The organism is Lysinibacillus sp. Bpr_S20, from assembly GCF_023337835.1.
In the GTDB taxonomy this organism is placed as follows: Bacteria; Bacillota; Bacilli; order Bacillales_A; family Planococcaceae; genus Lysinibacillus.
Map to the genome: position 1 here is coordinate 892,431 of NZ_JALNLQ010000001.1, position 15,460 is coordinate 907,890.

The 15,460-nt window shown below is 35.3% G+C and carries 19 protein-coding genes; 14 read left to right on the forward strand and 5 right to left on the reverse strand.

All coding sequences use genetic code 11. The annotated features are described in order from the left end of the window. Positions 1–329: 329 nt before the first annotated feature. A complete protein-coding gene (locus tag MWJ95_RS04500; protein WP_249104489.1) occupies positions 330–1,781 on the forward strand; it encodes a vWA domain-containing protein in 1,452 nt (483 codons plus the stop codon). A gap of 52 nt (positions 1,782–1,833) precedes the next feature. Next, positions 1,834–2,331: an HIT family protein gene (locus MWJ95_RS04505; protein WP_249104534.1), complete on the forward strand. Its 498-nt coding sequence runs from the start codon at positions 1,834–1,836 to the stop codon at positions 2,329–2,331. A 48-nt stretch (positions 2,332–2,379) separates the two neighbouring features. Here MWJ95_RS04505 and trhA read toward each other — a convergent pair whose 3' ends face one another. Beyond that, entirely contained in the window at positions 2,380–3,015 is a 636-nt protein-coding gene (gene trhA / locus MWJ95_RS04510; RefSeq protein WP_249104491.1) for a PAQR family membrane homeostasis protein TrhA, read from the reverse strand. Positions 3,016–3,289: 274 nt separating this feature from the next. Here trhA and MWJ95_RS04515 point away from each other — a divergent pair, with 274 nt between their 5' ends. The 7 genes from MWJ95_RS04515 (at position 3,290) to deoD (ending at position 8,857) form a co-directional block, all read left to right on the forward strand. Further along, positions 3,290–4,132: a DegV family protein gene (locus MWJ95_RS04515; protein ID WP_249104493.1), complete on the forward strand. Its 843-nt coding sequence runs from the start codon at positions 3,290–3,292 to the stop codon at positions 4,130–4,132. A gap of 163 nt (positions 4,133–4,295) precedes the next feature. Continuing rightward, entirely contained in the window at positions 4,296–5,228 is a 933-nt protein-coding gene (locus MWJ95_RS04520; RefSeq protein WP_249104494.1) for a GDSL-type esterase/lipase family protein, read from the forward strand. A 4-nt stretch (positions 5,229–5,232) separates the two neighbouring features. Beyond that, the gene (locus MWJ95_RS04525; protein ID WP_249072524.1) at positions 5,233–5,808 is read left to right on the forward strand and encodes a YpmS family protein; all 576 of its coding nucleotides are present in this window, start codon (positions 5,233–5,235) and stop codon (positions 5,806–5,808) included. A gap of 12 nt (positions 5,809–5,820) precedes the next feature. Next, a complete protein-coding gene (gene msrA / locus MWJ95_RS04530) occupies positions 5,821–6,351 on the forward strand; it encodes a peptide-methionine (S)-S-oxide reductase MsrA (protein ID WP_249072525.1) in 531 nt (176 codons plus the stop codon). Continuing rightward, complete coding sequence (gene msrB / locus MWJ95_RS04535; protein ID WP_249072526.1) at positions 6,348–6,776, forward strand: peptide-methionine (R)-S-oxide reductase MsrB; 429 nt, start codon at positions 6,348–6,350, stop codon at positions 6,774–6,776. The genes msrA and msrB overlap by 4 nt, the downstream gene beginning before the upstream one ends. A 1,041-nt stretch (positions 6,777–7,817) precedes the next feature. Beyond that, the gene (locus tag MWJ95_RS04540; protein WP_249104495.1) at positions 7,818–8,036 is read left to right on the forward strand and encodes a YozE family protein; all 219 of its coding nucleotides are present in this window, start codon (positions 7,818–7,820) and stop codon (positions 8,034–8,036) included. 113 nt (positions 8,037–8,149) lie between these two features. Further along, positions 8,150–8,857: a purine-nucleoside phosphorylase gene (gene deoD, locus MWJ95_RS04545; RefSeq protein ID WP_132357991.1), complete on the forward strand. Its 708-nt coding sequence runs from the start codon at positions 8,150–8,152 to the stop codon at positions 8,855–8,857. A 239-nt stretch (positions 8,858–9,096) separates the two neighbouring features. On the opposite strand, the gene MWJ95_RS04550 is transcribed toward deoD, so the two are convergent. Next, positions 9,097–9,300: a hypothetical protein gene (locus tag MWJ95_RS04550; RefSeq protein ID WP_249104497.1), complete on the reverse strand. Its 204-nt coding sequence runs from the start codon at positions 9,298–9,300 to the stop codon at positions 9,097–9,099. Positions 9,301–9,375: 75 nt separating this feature from the next. After that, a complete protein-coding gene (locus tag MWJ95_RS04555; RefSeq protein WP_249104499.1) occupies positions 9,376–9,678 on the reverse strand; it encodes an NUDIX domain-containing protein in 303 nt (100 codons plus the stop codon). A 415-nt stretch (positions 9,679–10,093) separates the two neighbouring features. Between MWJ95_RS04555 and MWJ95_RS04560 the strand changes: the two genes are divergently transcribed. From MWJ95_RS04560 to MWJ95_RS04570, 3 genes are all read left to right on the forward strand, one after another. After that, positions 10,094–10,981, forward strand: a complete 888-nt coding sequence (locus MWJ95_RS04560; protein WP_249104500.1) for a DMT family transporter — start codon at positions 10,094–10,096, stop codon at positions 10,979–10,981. 234 nt (positions 10,982–11,215) lie between these two features. After that, a complete protein-coding gene (locus tag MWJ95_RS04565; RefSeq protein WP_249072529.1) occupies positions 11,216–11,521 on the forward strand; it encodes a DUF4131 domain-containing protein in 306 nt (101 codons plus the stop codon). Positions 11,522–11,722: 201 nt separating this feature from the next. Further along, positions 11,723–12,370 carry a DUF2306 domain-containing protein gene (locus MWJ95_RS04570; protein WP_249104536.1) on the forward strand — a complete coding sequence of 216 codons (648 nt, stop codon included), beginning with the start codon at positions 11,723–11,725 and terminating at the stop codon, positions 12,368–12,370. A 207-nt stretch (positions 12,371–12,577) separates the two neighbouring features. On the opposite strand, the gene MWJ95_RS04575 is transcribed toward MWJ95_RS04570, so the two are convergent. Both MWJ95_RS04575 and MWJ95_RS04580 read right to left on the reverse strand, forming a co-directional pair. Then, positions 12,578–12,748: a hypothetical protein gene (locus tag MWJ95_RS04575; RefSeq protein ID WP_249104502.1), complete on the reverse strand. Its 171-nt coding sequence runs from the start codon at positions 12,746–12,748 to the stop codon at positions 12,578–12,580. Positions 12,749–13,096: 348 nt separating this feature from the next. Continuing rightward, positions 13,097–13,243, reverse strand: a complete 147-nt coding sequence (locus tag MWJ95_RS04580) for a YjcZ family sporulation protein (RefSeq protein ID WP_249072532.1) — start codon at positions 13,241–13,243, stop codon at positions 13,097–13,099. Between the two features lie 468 nt (positions 13,244–13,711). On the opposite strand from MWJ95_RS04580, the gene MWJ95_RS04585 reads away from it, so the two are divergent. Both MWJ95_RS04585 and gdh read left to right on the forward strand, forming a co-directional pair. Continuing rightward, entirely contained in the window at positions 13,712–14,569 is an 858-nt protein-coding gene (locus MWJ95_RS04585; RefSeq protein ID WP_249072533.1) for a RhaT/GlcU family sugar-proton symporter, read from the forward strand. Positions 14,570–14,584: 15 nt separating this feature from the next. Continuing rightward, positions 14,585–15,370, forward strand: coding sequence for a glucose 1-dehydrogenase (gene gdh / locus MWJ95_RS04590; RefSeq protein WP_249072534.1), 786 nt, complete (start codon positions 14,585–14,587; stop codon positions 15,368–15,370). Positions 15,371–15,460 lie beyond the last annotated feature (90 nt).

A 15,460-nucleotide genomic window follows, 5' to 3' on the forward strand; every position in this document is an offset into this window, starting at 1 on the left:
TTTGGTGTTAATAAAGCATTATGTAAACATATTTGTTTAATTTAAAACAACGGATAGCTCCAGCGTGAATAGCCAGGCAATATTCCAATCATCTTAGAATTTATTTTTGAGGATGTTCATTAATGGATTCAAATAACTCTTTATCAAAAATCAGTAAAAGAGACATATTGAGGACTGAATATTTATAGGAAAAATTGGCTTTACAACATGTTTATTTCTAAAGGAAAGATGGTCAAGAATGCCACTTAAAAATGCTTCCTAAGTAACTCGTCTTTCCCAACTTTTTTTAGATACACTTAAAAAAAGCTAATAGATTGGTAGGTAGATAAATGATGAGGAAATGGATATTCTTCTGGCTGTTTGTTTTGCTTTTACTAGGGGGTTGCTCTAGCAATGAAAAAAAGGAAAAACAAATAGATGCGAACAAAGATATTACAACAAATGAAACGAATAGGGTTGAAGACAACGTAGAAAAGGAACCTGTAGTAGATGCAAAATTAGAGTTTGATGAGGAATCCAAAATAATTGAAAATCTTACTATTCCAACGACCGAGAAAGAACTTCTCCAGCAAATTGGCGGAATTTTCACAAAAGACGTTCCTTACGAAGAGGAGACAAAACAACGTTGGGGTAATTTTGGTCTTGGGGCTTATGAAGGTGAATTGACGGAAAAATTAAGACAGGTTACTAAGATCACTCAAGATTCTACTGTGATTTTCCAAGCTCTTCAGTATTATATTGGCAGTCATGCATATGAACGTACCATTACCGAACTAAAAGGATTTACGGTAGATTGGTATGAGCCTTATTTGCCTGAACCAAGCGAAATGGAGGAAAAACAAAATTTGGTTGACCCTGGCAAAGCCTTGATCCTTCTGGATGCAAGCTCAAGCATGCTGTTAAATGTGGAAGGCAAACAAAAGATGAGCGTTGCCAAAATTGCTGCGACTCGATTCGCTAATACGATAGGCAACACACATGATGTTTCTTTGATTGTTTATGGTCATGCAGGGACTCAAAACAATGAAGATAAACAATTATCTTGTACTACTATTGATGAAGTCTACCCCCTTCAGTCATTTGATCCAGAAAAATTTACTCAAGCAATTGAGGGGGTTCAGGCTAGGGGATGGACGCCAATCGCAAATGCAATTAAAGCTGCCCGTGAGAAAATGACAGATTCTAAAGATAATGTCACACTCTATATTATTAGCGATGGAGCTGAGACATGTGGTGGTAACCCAGTTGCAGAAGCAAAGGCATTTGCCAAAGAAGACGCGAATCGATCTGTGAACATTATCGGATTTAATGTTGATCAAGCTGGGGAGAATTCATTGAAAGAAATAGCTGCTGCTGGAAATGGTGAATATATATCAGCCAAAACCATCGACGATCTAAATAACTCCATTAAAAAAACATGGGTCCCTTCGTTTATGGAGGTAGCAAGTAAATCTAATTCCTTGTTGAAACAGTGGGAGCAAAGCTTTGATGAGATGAAAGACCGAACAAGATTAGCCGATAAGATTTATTATGCCAGCATAAATGAAAAAAGCCGTTTCTACTCTGCGCTCAATATTATGAGTGCAGAAAAAATGATTACGCCAGAGACATCTAAGAAATTAACAGAACTCATTGAAAATAAAGCAAATCTTGTTTTAAATGTTCGAAATAAATTAGATAAACAGAAGATGGATGAAAACGAAACTAATCGTCAGCAAATTATCGAACGAGTTAATGAGTGGAGCAATCGAATGAATAAGCTACGGGAAAATCAAAAGTAATTTGGCGTTAATTAAGCGATCAATATTCCAAGATTAATCAAAAAAGGGGAACATCTGTGAGAAAATAACCTTATCAAACGGAGAAACGGTTGAAGTTGAATGTTTAAGCTGTGCAATAACAAGTGGACGCATTGAAGCGGATGGAGGAGTAATCATTGAGACTGATTATTTTCATGCCCATCAAGATGTTGCTTATCCGATAAAAGGATTAATTATTTTGGCTTCTAAGCGCCATATTACATGTTTTGATGAGCTAAACGCTGAGGAAAAAATGGATTATATAAACCTTATATCAAAAATCAGAAAGGCTCAAAGGAACGTTTTGGGGATAGAGTATGTTTATTATTTTTATAATGAAGATACGACCCATCATTTTCATACTTGGATGGTGCCACGCTATGAATGGATGTACGAATTTGGACGTTCAGTAGAATCGATTAGACCCGTTCTCCTTCATGCAAGGAATAACATGAATAATGAAGAAAATAAGCAAAAAATGATGTGGGCAATAAAGGCATTAGCGGAGGAATTAAAAGGTAACACCCTATAACAAAAAAATCGCTCCTATGCATGTGTAGGGCGATTTTTTGTTGAGTTTTTATAAGTAAAAATAAACACAAGCATACATCGCACCGCATCCAGCTAACACAAATAGATGCCAAATCGTATGATTGTAGGGAAGTGAACGCCAAGCGTAAAAGATAGCTCCAATCGTATAGAGAAGGCCACCTGCTAACAGTAAGGAGAAACCGTTAAAACCTAAGAACAGATAGACAGGCTTAATGGCAAAAATAATGAGCCAGCCCATACCGATGTAAAAAATTAATGAAAGCTTCTCGAATCGATTAATAAAAAAGCATTTAAAAATAACGCCTAGTATTGCAAGTGACCAAATAATACATAATAAAGTAATACCTAGTGTGCCACCTACCGCTATTAAAAGAAAAGGTGTATACGTTCCTGCAATTAAAATGTAAATGGAAGAATGGTCAAGAATGGCGAAAAAGTTCTTGTATTTTTCTGGCATACTATGTAGCAGCGTTGACATTAAAAATAAGATAATCACTGAGGCACCAAAAATAGTAAACGTTGTAATTTGGAGCGCACTTCCGGTTTGTACAGCTGCTAAAATAAGAACAACTAATGCTGGAATACTTGCGATAAATCCAATGCCGTGTGTAATGGCATTCCACAATTCTTCCTTCCATGTTTTGTAGTCAAAAGAATCTAACATATTGAACACTCCTTTCGTGCATACTTTTACTATACCCCAATAATTTTCATCCTGGTATTTACATTTGTCATGTTTTTAGTATCAAAACTGTCATATAAATGTTGAAATGCCTGAGGGACATTGTTAGACAAGGATTCGACAAAACGCTATAGTATCCAAGGTAGCACGCACAAAATGGACTGATACGTGCGAAATCTGATGACAAATGTCATGTTTACATAATGATTCATTAGTCTATATAATAAATTTTAATGAAGTAAAAGGATGTGTCGAAGTGGGACGAATTCATATAGTAACGGACTCAACTTGTGATTTAACAAAAGAAGAAGTAGCGCAGCATGGTATACATATTGTGCCTTTAACGATTCAAATTGACGATAAAACTTATATAGATGGTGTTGATTTAGAACCACAACCTTTTTTAGGTTTAATGAAAAATGCTAATAATTTACCAAAAAGCTCACAGCCAGCCCCGGGGAAATTTAAAGAATTATACGACGAGCTAGGTAAAGATGGAGATCGAATTATTTCTATTCATATGACTGGTGGTATGAGTGGAACAGTGGAGTCAGCTCGTCAGGCAGCGCAAATGACGGACTCTGATGTTACGGTAATTGATTCACGTTTCATTGCCATCGGTTTAGCTATTCAAATACGTGAAGCGATTAAAATGCGCGATGCAGGTGCTACAGTTGAAGCAATTGTTGAACGTCTTGAGAAAGTGCGCGAAAATACGTATTTGTATGTGATTGTTGATACACTTGAAAATCTTATTAAAGGTGGACGAATTGGGAAAGGTACAGGTTTTATCGGATCTTTGCTAAACATAAAAGTAATTGCAAACTTAGAAGGTGGCGCTTACAATCCTGTGTCTAAAGTACGCAGCCATAAACAAGTGGTGAACTACTTATTTAAACAATTCCAAGCAGACACTGCTGGAAAAACAGTAAAATCAGTTGGGATTTCTCACGCAGAGGGTCTAACAACGATGGGTGGACCATTAAAAGAATTAATTGAAGGAACAGGTTTTAATGATGTAGAAATTGCCTTTACTTCACCAATCATCTCGACACATACTGGCCCAGGCGCAATTGGTTTTATTTATTTTGCAGAATAATATATAAGAGCTACTACATAAATAATTGTAGTGGCTTTTTTCATGTAATTGTTGAAAAGTGCATGTTAAACCATATTTTTACTCAATACTTAGGTATAGTCACTTTTCATTGCAGCATGAACTATTCTATAATAGAAGTAAGTAAATGATGGAAGGTGGTCAAATGAACATTTGGCGAATGATAGTTTTGTCATGTTTGACCGTCTTAGTACTTAGTGGTTGTACAATATCAATAGATGAACCGAATCCGCAAGCAGAACCAGAAGGGGAGCACGCAGGGACGGAGCAAGATATGAAACAGGATGAGCAACAAACAGAAAATGAGGAAAAAACCTCAAAGAATGTATTGACGCAAATTTTTGAACATTTTTTTGAGCCATCACCAGAGGATTTACGGAAAATTGATGATAATAACGCAAAGCAACTACATTACTTAGCACTCGGAGATTCTTTAACAGCCGGTGTAGGTGATGAGTATAGTAAAGACGGTTATGTTGGAAGATTAGCAGATTCATTAATAGCTTGGCCCTCGATTTCCGATGTTGAAGTCGATAATCGAGGAAAAAGAGGAAGACGTAGTGATCAGCTATTAAAATTAGTGGAAAAAGGGCATTATGATGAAGAGTTGCAAAAAGCACAGCTCATTTCAATTACAATGGGTGGAAATGATGTCATGAAGATTGTCAAACACGATCTGTTTAATTTGAAAAAGGATGCTTTTGATAAAGAATTAAAAGCATATAAAAAGCGTTATAGTAAAATTATTGAAGGCATACGAGAGAAAAATCCAACAGTGCCATTATTACTTATCGGTTTTTATAATCCATTCTCAATTGTGACAAATGAAGCGAATGAATTTGATACGATTATTACGGAATGGAATAAAGTCATTGAAGACATAGCAAAAAAAGACCAAAATGCGTGCTATGTCTCAGTGGAGGACCTGTTTGATTCAAATAAAGAGCTCGTTTATCATACGGATTTCTTCCATCCAAATGCAAAAGGTTATGAAAAAATGAATGATCGAATTTTAAAAGCAATGGAGAAGTGTAACATGGAACAAAAGATCAACAAGGAAATAGGCTTCGAGGAGTGACGAAATGAATAAATGGAAATTTGCTTTTTTTGCCTTTGCGGGCACAGTGCTTTTTGCAATCCTCCTCGTCGTCTTTTTAGTAACTAGACCAATAGAAGGTGTAAATGTAGCGGAGAGTTCAAAAGGTGAAAGTGAAGTAAAAGGAAATGTACTCGTTGTGCAAACAACAACGAAGGAATTAGAATCTATAACGAAGAAATATTTGAAAGATGCCGGATCACCCTTACCGTTGGATTTTACAATTGGTGATGATATTCAATTAAAAAGTACATTAAAAGTTTTCTATACTGAAATTGATATTTCAATGAACTTCGATCCGATAGTGGATGACAAAGGGAATATTATTTTAAAACAGACGGGAATGAATGTTGGACTGTTAAATATTCCGCCTGAGACAACTATGAAAATTATGCGGGACACAGTGGATTTCCCATCTTGGATTTCAGTAAATCCAAGTAAGGCGGAAATTTATATTGACTTATCCCGCATTAACATTGCTTCAGGATCCCGGATTAAAGCAAAAGAATTAGACTTGCCTAAGGATAAGATTTTACTGGAAGTTATTGTTCCTGGAGAATAAGGAGTGGGATGAATGGCAAAGCAATTTGCAACATTTGCAGGTGGTTGTTTTTGGTGTATGGTGAAGCCTTTTGACGAAACACCTGGCATTGAATCAGTAATTTCTGGTTATACGGGTGGACATGTTGTCAATCCAACATATGAACAAGTTTGTTCGGAAACAACAGGGCATGTTGAAGCGGTTCAAATTGTGTATGACGACGAGTACTATTCTTATGAGCAATTACTCGCGGTATATTGGACATTAATTGATCCAACAGACACTGGAGGACAATTTTATGATCGTGGCGAGTCCTACACAACCGCAATTTTTTACCACAATGAGGAGCAACGTGGTTTGGCTGAGCGTTCCAAAGCAGATTTACAAGCATCAGGTAAATTTGATAAACCTATCGCGGTGAAAATTGTACCGGCAAGTTTGTTTTACCCAGCAGAAACGTATCACCAATATTATTATAAGAAAAATCCAATGCACTACGAGCGCTATGCTATAGGATCTGGTCGCAAAGCGTTTCAGGAGAAACACTGGGGGGCTGAAAAATGAATAAAGAACAACGTTTAAAAGAGTTAACGGACATGCAATATTACGTGACACAGGAAAATGGCACAGAGCCACCGTTCCGTAATGAATTTGATAAGCACTTTGAAGAGGGTATTTATGTAGATATCGTGTCAGGGAAGCCGTTATTTAGTTCACTCGATAAATTCGATTCCGGCTGTGGCTGGCCAGCGTTCGCAAAGCCGATTGAAAAGGAAGAAGTAACAGAGCATTTCGATACTTCTCACGGAATGCGCCGCGTAGAGGTTCGAAGCAACGAAGCTGATTCTCATCTAGGACATGTCTTTCCTGATGGACCACGTGAACTTGGAGGCTTACGCTATTGTATTAACTCCGCTGCCCTTCGCTTTGTACCGAAAGAGGATTTAGAAAAAGAAGGCTATGAAAAATATCTTTCATTATTTAAATAATAAAAACTCCTAGCAGAATGTACCTTGCTAGGAGTTTTTATACGGTATGGTATAAAATCCCAAAAATATCATCACTTGAGGACGTTTTTCTTACTAATATGATAAAATCGTAAACGCTCATATTTTATTTACTTTATTTTTCTCTTTTTGATTGAATATATTTTTGTGTATGAAGTCCGGCGACAAATGCACTATAAATTGTTATAAAATAATAAAGATTTACCCTTAGTTTGCTAATCTGCAAATCAGGATTATTTATATTCAGGTAAGTATAGATCGTAAAAAGAATTGAAGCAATTGATAACAAAATAAATTGCATTTTTAACGATTTAAACATGTAATCCACCTCATTAAGAAAACTTAAATCACCAAAGTATAGGAGTAATGATTCGGTTTAAAGTATTTATTTAAACAAAGTGACGGGAAGGTCCAACGAAGCTACAGATAAAAAATTAGGCATATTCTTACAATGGCTTTATCTCAACATGCCAAAAAACTTCCTTTAAATTTTTCCTTTTACCCGGCATTCCAAATTTATAGTTTGAACTAATCCATTTTTTCTCGCTCTGAAAATCTCGAGGGCGAATTTCTTCTTAAGGGATATACACCATTAATTTTTTAAAGTAATGATTTAAATTAATGTACATTGTCCTCTCCTTTAGATATTATGATCTCCAGTGATGAATTATAATAAAATACTAGAATAAGATTACGTAAACTATGGATTGTTCAGCATAATGCCATTCACATGGACAAAATCATTTGCTTCAGCATTACTATATTCAAATGTTAATGCAATTCTCCATACCATAGTTGAGATAATGGTGGTCGTCGTTTCTTAAGTATACATAAAAATTGATTTGTTTCATTTCTTAGATAAAAATTTCATAGTATTCTTTTGTGATAAAGGACCAAGCATCGTTTGAAAATTGTTCCTCGGTTTAAAGTAGACGGGAATAATTAATAGATGAATTTTATGACGGTGAGGTTATTTTTTGATAAACTAGCGGAAAGCAGATAAGTAAAGAGGGGATTCCTAGTATGAAAAAGAGCTTTTATTTGTATGTACTATCATTTAGAGGTGGGGATTGGTCAGATCCAAAGGTACGGTTTGCGGAGGAAATGTTCCATGAGCATAATTTTCCGAAGCAAAGCTCAGACTTTGATGAGCTTTCTTCATATGTTGAATCATATGCCACAGACAACTTAAAAACGGACGTATTTGATGAGTTGTGGGCATTATATGTAGATCATGTATGATATAAGTGAAAACAATATAATTTATTTCAAGTTGCTAGACGTCTAGCATTGCGAAAATGTGAGAAACACAGTATTATTTAAAGTGATAACTGACAGAAAAGAGGGATTGCAGTATGAGTATTCATATTAATGCAAAAAAAGGCGAAATCGCTGATACAATTTTACTTCCAGGAGATCCATTACGTGCTAAGTACATCGCTGAAACTTTTTTAGAAGATGTTACTTGCTATAACGAAGTTCGTAATATGTTTGGTTATACAGGTACGTATAAAGGTAAACGTATTTCTGTACAAGGTACTGGTATGGGTGTACCTTCAATCTCGATTTACGCTACAGAATTAATGCAAGAATATGATGTTCAAAAATTAATCCGCGTAGGTACTTGTGGTGCAATTCAAAAAGATGTAAAAGTTCGTGACGTAATTTTAGCGCAAGCAGCAACATCTGATACACGTATGAACCAAATTATTTGGGGCAGCGCTATCGACTTCGCGCCAATCTCTGACTTTGATTTATTATTAAAAGCATACAATGCAGGTAAAGAAGCTGGTTTAAACTTACAAGTGGGTAATATCTTCACAGCAGATATGTTCTATTCTGATGAGCACCAAAATGAAAAACTAGCTCAATACGGCGTACTTGCTGTAGAAATGGAATCAGCAGCACTTTACACATTAGCAGCAAAACACGGCCGTAAAGCACTTTCTATCCTAACAGTAAGTGACCACATTCTAACTGGTGAAGTAACATCAGCAGAAGAACGCCAAACTACATTTAACGATATGATCGTTGTTGCTTTAGAGGCGGCTATCCAAGAGTAGTCTGATCAAAAGTATATAGTTTGGAATAAACTTCAAAGGGATTAACTCTTAAATTTTTATATTAATTGCCTGTTAGGTGACTGAGTACCTCAGAGCCTAATGGGCATTTTTATTTACTATAATTCATCGAAAAGGAAACTTGATTGAGCTTTTTGGTCTTCTGATATGTATGAAGCATAAATGTGACGTAAGCCGTGAACCAATATCAGCCCTTTGTCTACTCATTTCGGTCAAGGTTATTAGGTATCATTTAATCCTTGTATGATGATACTGTAGGAAATATTGAGTCTAGAAGTAACCCAAGCCTCAAAAATTTTATCTATTTTCTTTTTAACTTCTTCAGTGTGCATATTCTCATCAATACCTAATTCTTCAAAAGTAAATGTTTCTTGTATTCTATCTTCATATTTAGTATCACCCGCAAAGGTGACTGTTTTATTCATAAGAGGATCCTCCAATTCTTAAAGTAGTAGCATTTATTCAATTTACTTGACTAACTTAACAATCTTTTTCGTAATCTAATCAGTTGAAATATAGCCAACCTTTTCTAGTAATTTCAATGTTGTATAATTTAAATCTGGAAGCTGATCTAATGAGAAATATTTTAAATCTTTACTTTCCTTATTTTGCTTAATAATGCCTTTTACAGCTGTTGCTTTAAAAATTGCCGTCGCGTTATAAATTTCATCTCCATGTGGAAATTTGTAATATAACTTTTTCCCTGAAGCTAATCCAACCAATTTCAATTCTTGGGCAATTAATCCTGTTTCCTCATACAACTCTTTGTGAGCAGTTTCTTCAAAACTATCTCCTATTTCCATTCCACCGCCTGGAAGCCCCCAATCATCTGTATCTGAACGTAATAGGACTTGTTCCAATATATCGGCGTAAAGATTTTATATAATTCATGTTCCCTCCTATATGTAACTTTATCTCTGTTCTTTTAAATGGAAAATTTTATCTTAAAAAATCATAACATAGTAAAGTTTTAGTTGGTAGGGAAAGGGTGATGCGTATTGAGTAGATTTTTCAATTTTCTACCAAGCTTTTAACGGACCTGTTAGCGTTGTTAGGGAGTAGAGGAATTAAAATTGAAACCTATAACATTAGAAAACCTTTTTACAAAGTTGATATGCGATGATACTATATATTAGGCGATAATTTCAAAAGGAGAGAATCATTTCCTTGTTTTAGATGTTTCGTTAATTTAGGAACGACAGAAGGTATATTAATATCGTGACAAATCTAATGTATGTATTTTGTTTAATTGTATGGGGATTGAATTTTATTGCAGTGAAAATTCAAGGAACCCCAGTAAGCTTAGAATTATCCTTAACGTATCGACTAGTTATGACTGCAATCTTATTTATTGCACTTGTATTGTTTCTTAAGCCAAAAGGGATACCAACACGTAAAGATATGCCTTTCATCATTGTGTTTGGTGTCTGTAACTTTGCTTTAAGTTATTTATGCTTATATTATGCAACAATATTAAGCTCAGCAGCAATTGTTACATTAATCTTTTCATTAAAAGTGATTTTGACACCGCTAGCTCTTCGTATTTTCTTAAAAGAGCAACTACATCCTCGTGTGTTATTTGGAGGAGTTTTAGGGGTATTTGGTGTTTGTGTACTCATTTATCCTTCGTTAAGTAGTTTTTCTAGCTTAGCTGTTGTAAAAGGTATTTTAATAGCTCTTTTAGGTACAGTACTTACAGCAATTGGTGATGTAAGTTCTGCGAGAAACGCCAGAGTAAAGATTGACCCTATTTATTCGAATGCTATTGGTTTTACTGTAGGAAGTATTTTAATGGCAATCATTGTCTTGGTACAAGGGCAAAAGATCATCATTCCTACATCAATAACATACATATCAGCTTTATTGTACTTAACATTGATCGCATCTTTCCTAGCGTGGCTATTTTATTTAAAGCTTGTTGAACGAATAGGTGCTGCAAAAAGCGGATATATGGTAGCTTTATTTCCGGTAATTGGTGGGATAGCCTCTGTTCTAATTGGAGAATCACCGCTTTCAATCTATTTGATCATAGGATGTCTATCTAGCTGTATAGGTGCAGCTATAGCTTTAGGATTTAGAATACCGCGCAGAATTACACAAACTTAAATTTATTACAGTATGCCACTCAGTTTAAATTGGGTGGTTTTTTGTATATGGAATTTCATTATCTGTGAGGACAAAGTTCGGGGTTAACCTCTAGTGCCGCGACAGCTAAAGATTAACAAAACTCAGGCTTTTTCTAGGAAAAAACATGGGATTTGAATAGTGAATGGAAATATCCTCCTGTAATAAGATATTATTAATCTAAAAGACACTTCTAAGATTTAGGGGGATAACATTTTGAAAAAGGCATTTATTTTGCTATTTATAGTTCTTATATGCTGTAGTTTATTGTATATGTGTAAAAGTGAAGTTAAAGCAACTTTTGTTGGGGTGATTGAAGAGGTGATAGACGATCGAGGGGCTTTTGTGTATGTAACTGAAGCTGAAAATGATGCGATTTCTGGAATTGTATATGTAAATATAGCGAAAAATCCAGAAGAAACATTTAAGGTTGGTGATAAGGTAAAGGTTGGCTATGATGGGACAGTCCAACCTACAGCGCCAATGACAGTTACTACACTTACTGTTGAATTAGTTGAGTAAAGCTATGTTACTTTGGGTGAATACATTTCATTTAAAAGATAATACCTCTTACACACTGATTTTTACCACTTATTTGGTGAAAGGGGGAGGTGTTGAAAATAAATGTTACAGTATGAACAGGAAAGAAAAACTTTTCGTAAATTAAACATGTTAAAAGAAGGGGAATTGTAAAAATCAAATAAAATTTTAGGAGATAGAATGATGCATAAAAAAACTTGGCTTATATTTATTTGTTTAGCAATTTTAATATCTGGATATTCCGTAGTTCAATACTTTTTTATGGATGCACATCAAGCGGGGTTTGTTCAATTGAAGCTTATGTTAGATTCAACATTGAATTCGTTTTGGTACATAATGCTTTATTTGCATATCGTATTTGGAATAGTAGCTTTAGTAATTGGTCCCTTTACACTGTTTTCAAGGTTTAGGGAAAAAAATATAAATCGTCATCGGATGATGGGGAAAATTTATATGCTAGGTATTTTTTTAGGTAGTGTTTCAGGGCTTTATTTAGCCTATTACGCCACAGGGGGATTGGTGTCTCAGTTGGGGTTTGGTTTCTTAGCTCTATTATGGATGATAACAGCAATCCAAGCTCTTGCTAACATTAAACATAAAAAAATTCGTGATCATCAAAAGTGGATGATCAGAAATTATTCTTTAACTTTTGCAGCTGTAACTTTAAGAATTTGGCTACCTTTGTTTACAGTCCTATTTGGATTTGAACGTTTTAATCTTAGTTACGCTATAATTGCTTGGTTATGTTGGGTACCCAATTTATTCGTTGCAGAATGGATTATTCAACGTAAAATCAATACGATGCAGGAAAATGTGAAGATACAACTATAAATAGTAGACTACTCTAATATGAGTAGTTTTTTACGCATAAAAGTGGACAGCGCTTAAGGGGAAGTACATAGAAAAATTAGTTGGAGTGGTAATTGTTCTTTTGTTTGTAGGTGTAAAGAGGAGGAGATTCAACTAGCCTATAGGCATTTGCGTAGACTGTTAACCCTTAAATAGCATAACCTATATCGAAATCGAAAGGAGGAAAAATTATGCGATACGATTACGGGCATGATACTTTTGGAGGACAACATGGGGGAAGGCATCCATATTATCCGGTTTCTCCAACACATTATTATCCGACTCATACAACACATCCAATCCATCACTACCCGACCCATCCTTATTACCCAATGCATTACTACCCAACCCATACAACATATCCAACACATCATCGCCATCCGCACCACCACCATCACCACCATCAGCACAATCCGAACCCACGCTATTACTAATATAAAAAATACATGAACAATTTCTTTATAAGAGTCAATGAAGTGCTTTCCGTTATGCTAATGTGATGACTGTTCATGAATGTTTTAAGAAATGATTCTATTAAAGGGTATTATTTATTCATAATGAAGCTAATGCCGACAATATTTAAGTGGATACTTGTTGTATTAATAATTTCCATCAAAGTTGGGGAATATAGAGAGGCTTGGGAGTAAAAAAAGGTCACTCTGTATAAGTGACCTTGAATGAATTGAAAAGCTTTAAAAACTTAGGACTTTAATAGCTTATGAAAGTAGCGCCGACAATTATTAAAAGAATGAACAGAACAACAATTAGAACAAATGCTGAACCGTTATTGCCACCTCCATAGCTATAACCTCCGTAGCAACAATTGTTGTTATAATTGCCACTGAACCATCCCATGAAGCATTCCTCCTTTCTATCCCTATAATATGTATCATTTTAGAAAGTTGAGGAGGTATTTATCCAACAAAAAAGAACCTTGCTATTAGAAATTTTAGGAAATCATTGAAATGAATAAAGGGCCACTGTCTGAAAGTGACCCTCAGTAACAATTCAAGGCGGTGTAAGCTAAAATTTAGCTTATTATATTATTATGATGATAACTACTTTTTGTATAGTGGATAGCCTTACGAAAACATTTTTATAAAATCCACCATGCAAACAGGGGATTTTTTATGACCAAGAAGCTTAATTGCCGTCTTGGTCTATTTTGTGTGACAAAAGTGAGAGTTTTACATAACAAATTAAACCACTTAAAAGATGTTCTAATTTACAGTATAAAAAATTCCTCTTCGCGCATCATAGAAGAGTATTATAGATGTTTTGTTAAATCAAATAAAGCAATTAGAGAGGTGAATAATTTAAAGAATGGACATTATCTTAGCAATATTACCAGCTCTCTTTTGGGGAAGTATTGTATTATTTAACGTCAAGCTAGGTGGCGGACCTTATAGTCAAGTACTTGGGACGACGTTTGGTGCACTTATTTTCTCTATAGGTATTTACTTTTTTGTAAAGCCTGAGTTATCTCTTATAGTGTTTGGTGTCGGCATTGTATCAGGACTCTTTTGGGCTTTAGGACAAGTAAACCAATTGAAAAGTATTGATTTAATTGGTGTTTCTAAAACAATGCCTATTTCAACAGGGCTACAATTAGTATCAACCACTTTATTTGGTGTAATTGTGTTCCATGAATGGTCGACAACCATGTCGGTTATATTAGGAGTTCTTGCACTTATAAGTATTATTGTTGGTATCGTTCTTACATCTCTTCCAAATCCAGAAGAGAAAAAAGAAGAACACGGTAGCAATTTGAAAAAAGGAATTTTAATTTTACTTGTTTCAACTTTCGGATATTTAGTATATGTGGTCATAATACGCTTATTTAATGTAAGTGGATGGTCTGCTTTATTACCGCAAGCTATCGGGATGGTAATTGGTGGAGTTTTATTAACATTTAAACATAAACCATTTAACAAATATGCTTTTCGTAATATAATCCCAGGTTTAATCTGGGCAGCCGGAAATATGTTTTTATTTATCTCTCAGCCACGTGTAGGAGTCGCAACAAGTTTTTCTCTTTCCCAAATGGGGATTGTTATTGCTACACTAGGCGGAATTTTTATATTAGGTGAGAAAAAAACAAAGCGGCAACTTATCGCCATTATTATAGGGATTGTTTTTATAGTCGCTGCTGGAATTATGTTAGGAATAGCAAAAAGATAAAAGGGAGGGCCTTGTATGTATCCAGATTTAGAAGGAAAAGTTGTTGTGATTACAGGTGCTGCAACGGGACTAGGTAAAGCAATGGGCATTCGCTTTGCAGCAGAAAAAGCGAAAGTAGTTATTAACTACCGTTCAAATGAAGCGGATGTAAATGCTATCGTTGAAGAGGTTAAAAAAGCCGGTGGAGAGGCCATTGCTGTAAAAGGTGATGTTACAGTTGAAGCGGATGTCATAAATCTTGTTCAAACCGCTATAAAAGAGTTTGGAACCCTCGATGTAATGATTAATAATGCGGGTATAGAAAATCCGGTAGCATCCCATGAAATGCCGTTAAGCGACTGGAATAGAGTCATCAATACAAATTTAACGGGTGCATTTTTAGGAAGTCGAGAAGCGATTAAATACTTCGTGGAGAACGATATTAAAGGTACTGTTATTAATATGTCCAGTGTTCATGAGAAAATTCCTTGGCCATTATTCGTGCATTACGCCGCTAGTAAAGGCGGCATTAAATTGATGACTGAAACGTTAGCGTTAGAATATGCTCCAAAGGGAATTCGTGTCAATAACATCGGACCTGGAGCGATCAATACACCTATAAATGCAGAAAAATTTGCAGATCCAGCAAAACGTGCAGATGTGGAAAGCATGGTTCCGATGGGATATATCGGAAAGCCAGAAGAAATTGCTGCAGTCGCAGTTTGGCTTGCTTCCTCACAGGCAAGTTATGTAACTGGCATTACGCTATTTGCGGATGGCGGGATGACCTTATATCCTGAATTCCAAGCTGGTCGTGGATAAAAAAACAGACTAAAAAAGGTATCAAGGGTTTCTTGATGCCTTTTTTATTTACCAAGAAGCGACTTGATTGAGTTTGAAATTAAAGTAATA

Coding starts and splice junctions, on each gene's coding strand:
- MWJ95_RS04500 (WP_249104489.1), top strand. CDS start 330: ATGATGAGGAAATGGATATTCTTCTGGCTGTTTGTTTTGCTTTTACTA.
- trhA (WP_249104491.1), bottom strand. CDS start 3,015: ATGTTAGATTCTTTTGACTACAAAACATGGAAGGAAGAATTGTGGAAT.
- MWJ95_RS04520 (WP_249104494.1), top strand. CDS start 4,296: ATGAACATTTGGCGAATGATAGTTTTGTCATGTTTGACCGTCTTAGTA.
- MWJ95_RS04525 (WP_249072524.1), top strand. CDS start 5,233: ATGAATAAATGGAAATTTGCTTTTTTTGCCTTTGCGGGCACAGTGCTT.
- msrA (WP_249072525.1), top strand. CDS start 5,821: ATGGCAAAGCAATTTGCAACATTTGCAGGTGGTTGTTTTTGGTGTATG.
- msrB (WP_249072526.1), top strand. CDS start 6,348: ATGAATAAAGAACAACGTTTAAAAGAGTTAACGGACATGCAATATTAC.
- MWJ95_RS04540 (WP_249104495.1), top strand. CDS start 7,818: ATGAAAAAGAGCTTTTATTTGTATGTACTATCATTTAGAGGTGGGGAT.
- deoD (WP_132357991.1), top strand. CDS start 8,150: ATGAGTATTCATATTAATGCAAAAAAAGGCGAAATCGCTGATACAATT.
- MWJ95_RS04550 (WP_249104497.1), bottom strand. CDS start 9,300: ATGAATAAAACAGTCACCTTTGCGGGTGATACTAAATATGAAGATAGA.
- MWJ95_RS04555 (WP_249104499.1), bottom strand. CDS start 9,678: ATGGAAATAGGAGATAGTTTTGAAGAAACTGCTCACAAAGAGTTGTAT.
- MWJ95_RS04570 (WP_249104536.1), top strand. CDS start 11,723: ATGCATAAAAAAACTTGGCTTATATTTATTTGTTTAGCAATTTTAATA.
- MWJ95_RS04575 (WP_249104502.1), bottom strand. CDS start 12,748: ATGTTGTATGGGTTGGGTAGTAATGCATTGGGTAATAAGGATGGGTCG.
- MWJ95_RS04580 (WP_249072532.1), bottom strand. CDS start 13,243: ATGGGATGGTTCAGTGGCAATTATAACAACAATTGTTGCTACGGAGGT.
- MWJ95_RS04585 (WP_249072533.1), top strand. CDS start 13,712: ATGGACATTATCTTAGCAATATTACCAGCTCTCTTTTGGGGAAGTATT.
- gdh (WP_249072534.1), top strand. CDS start 14,585: ATGTATCCAGATTTAGAAGGAAAAGTTGTTGTGATTACAGGTGCTGCA.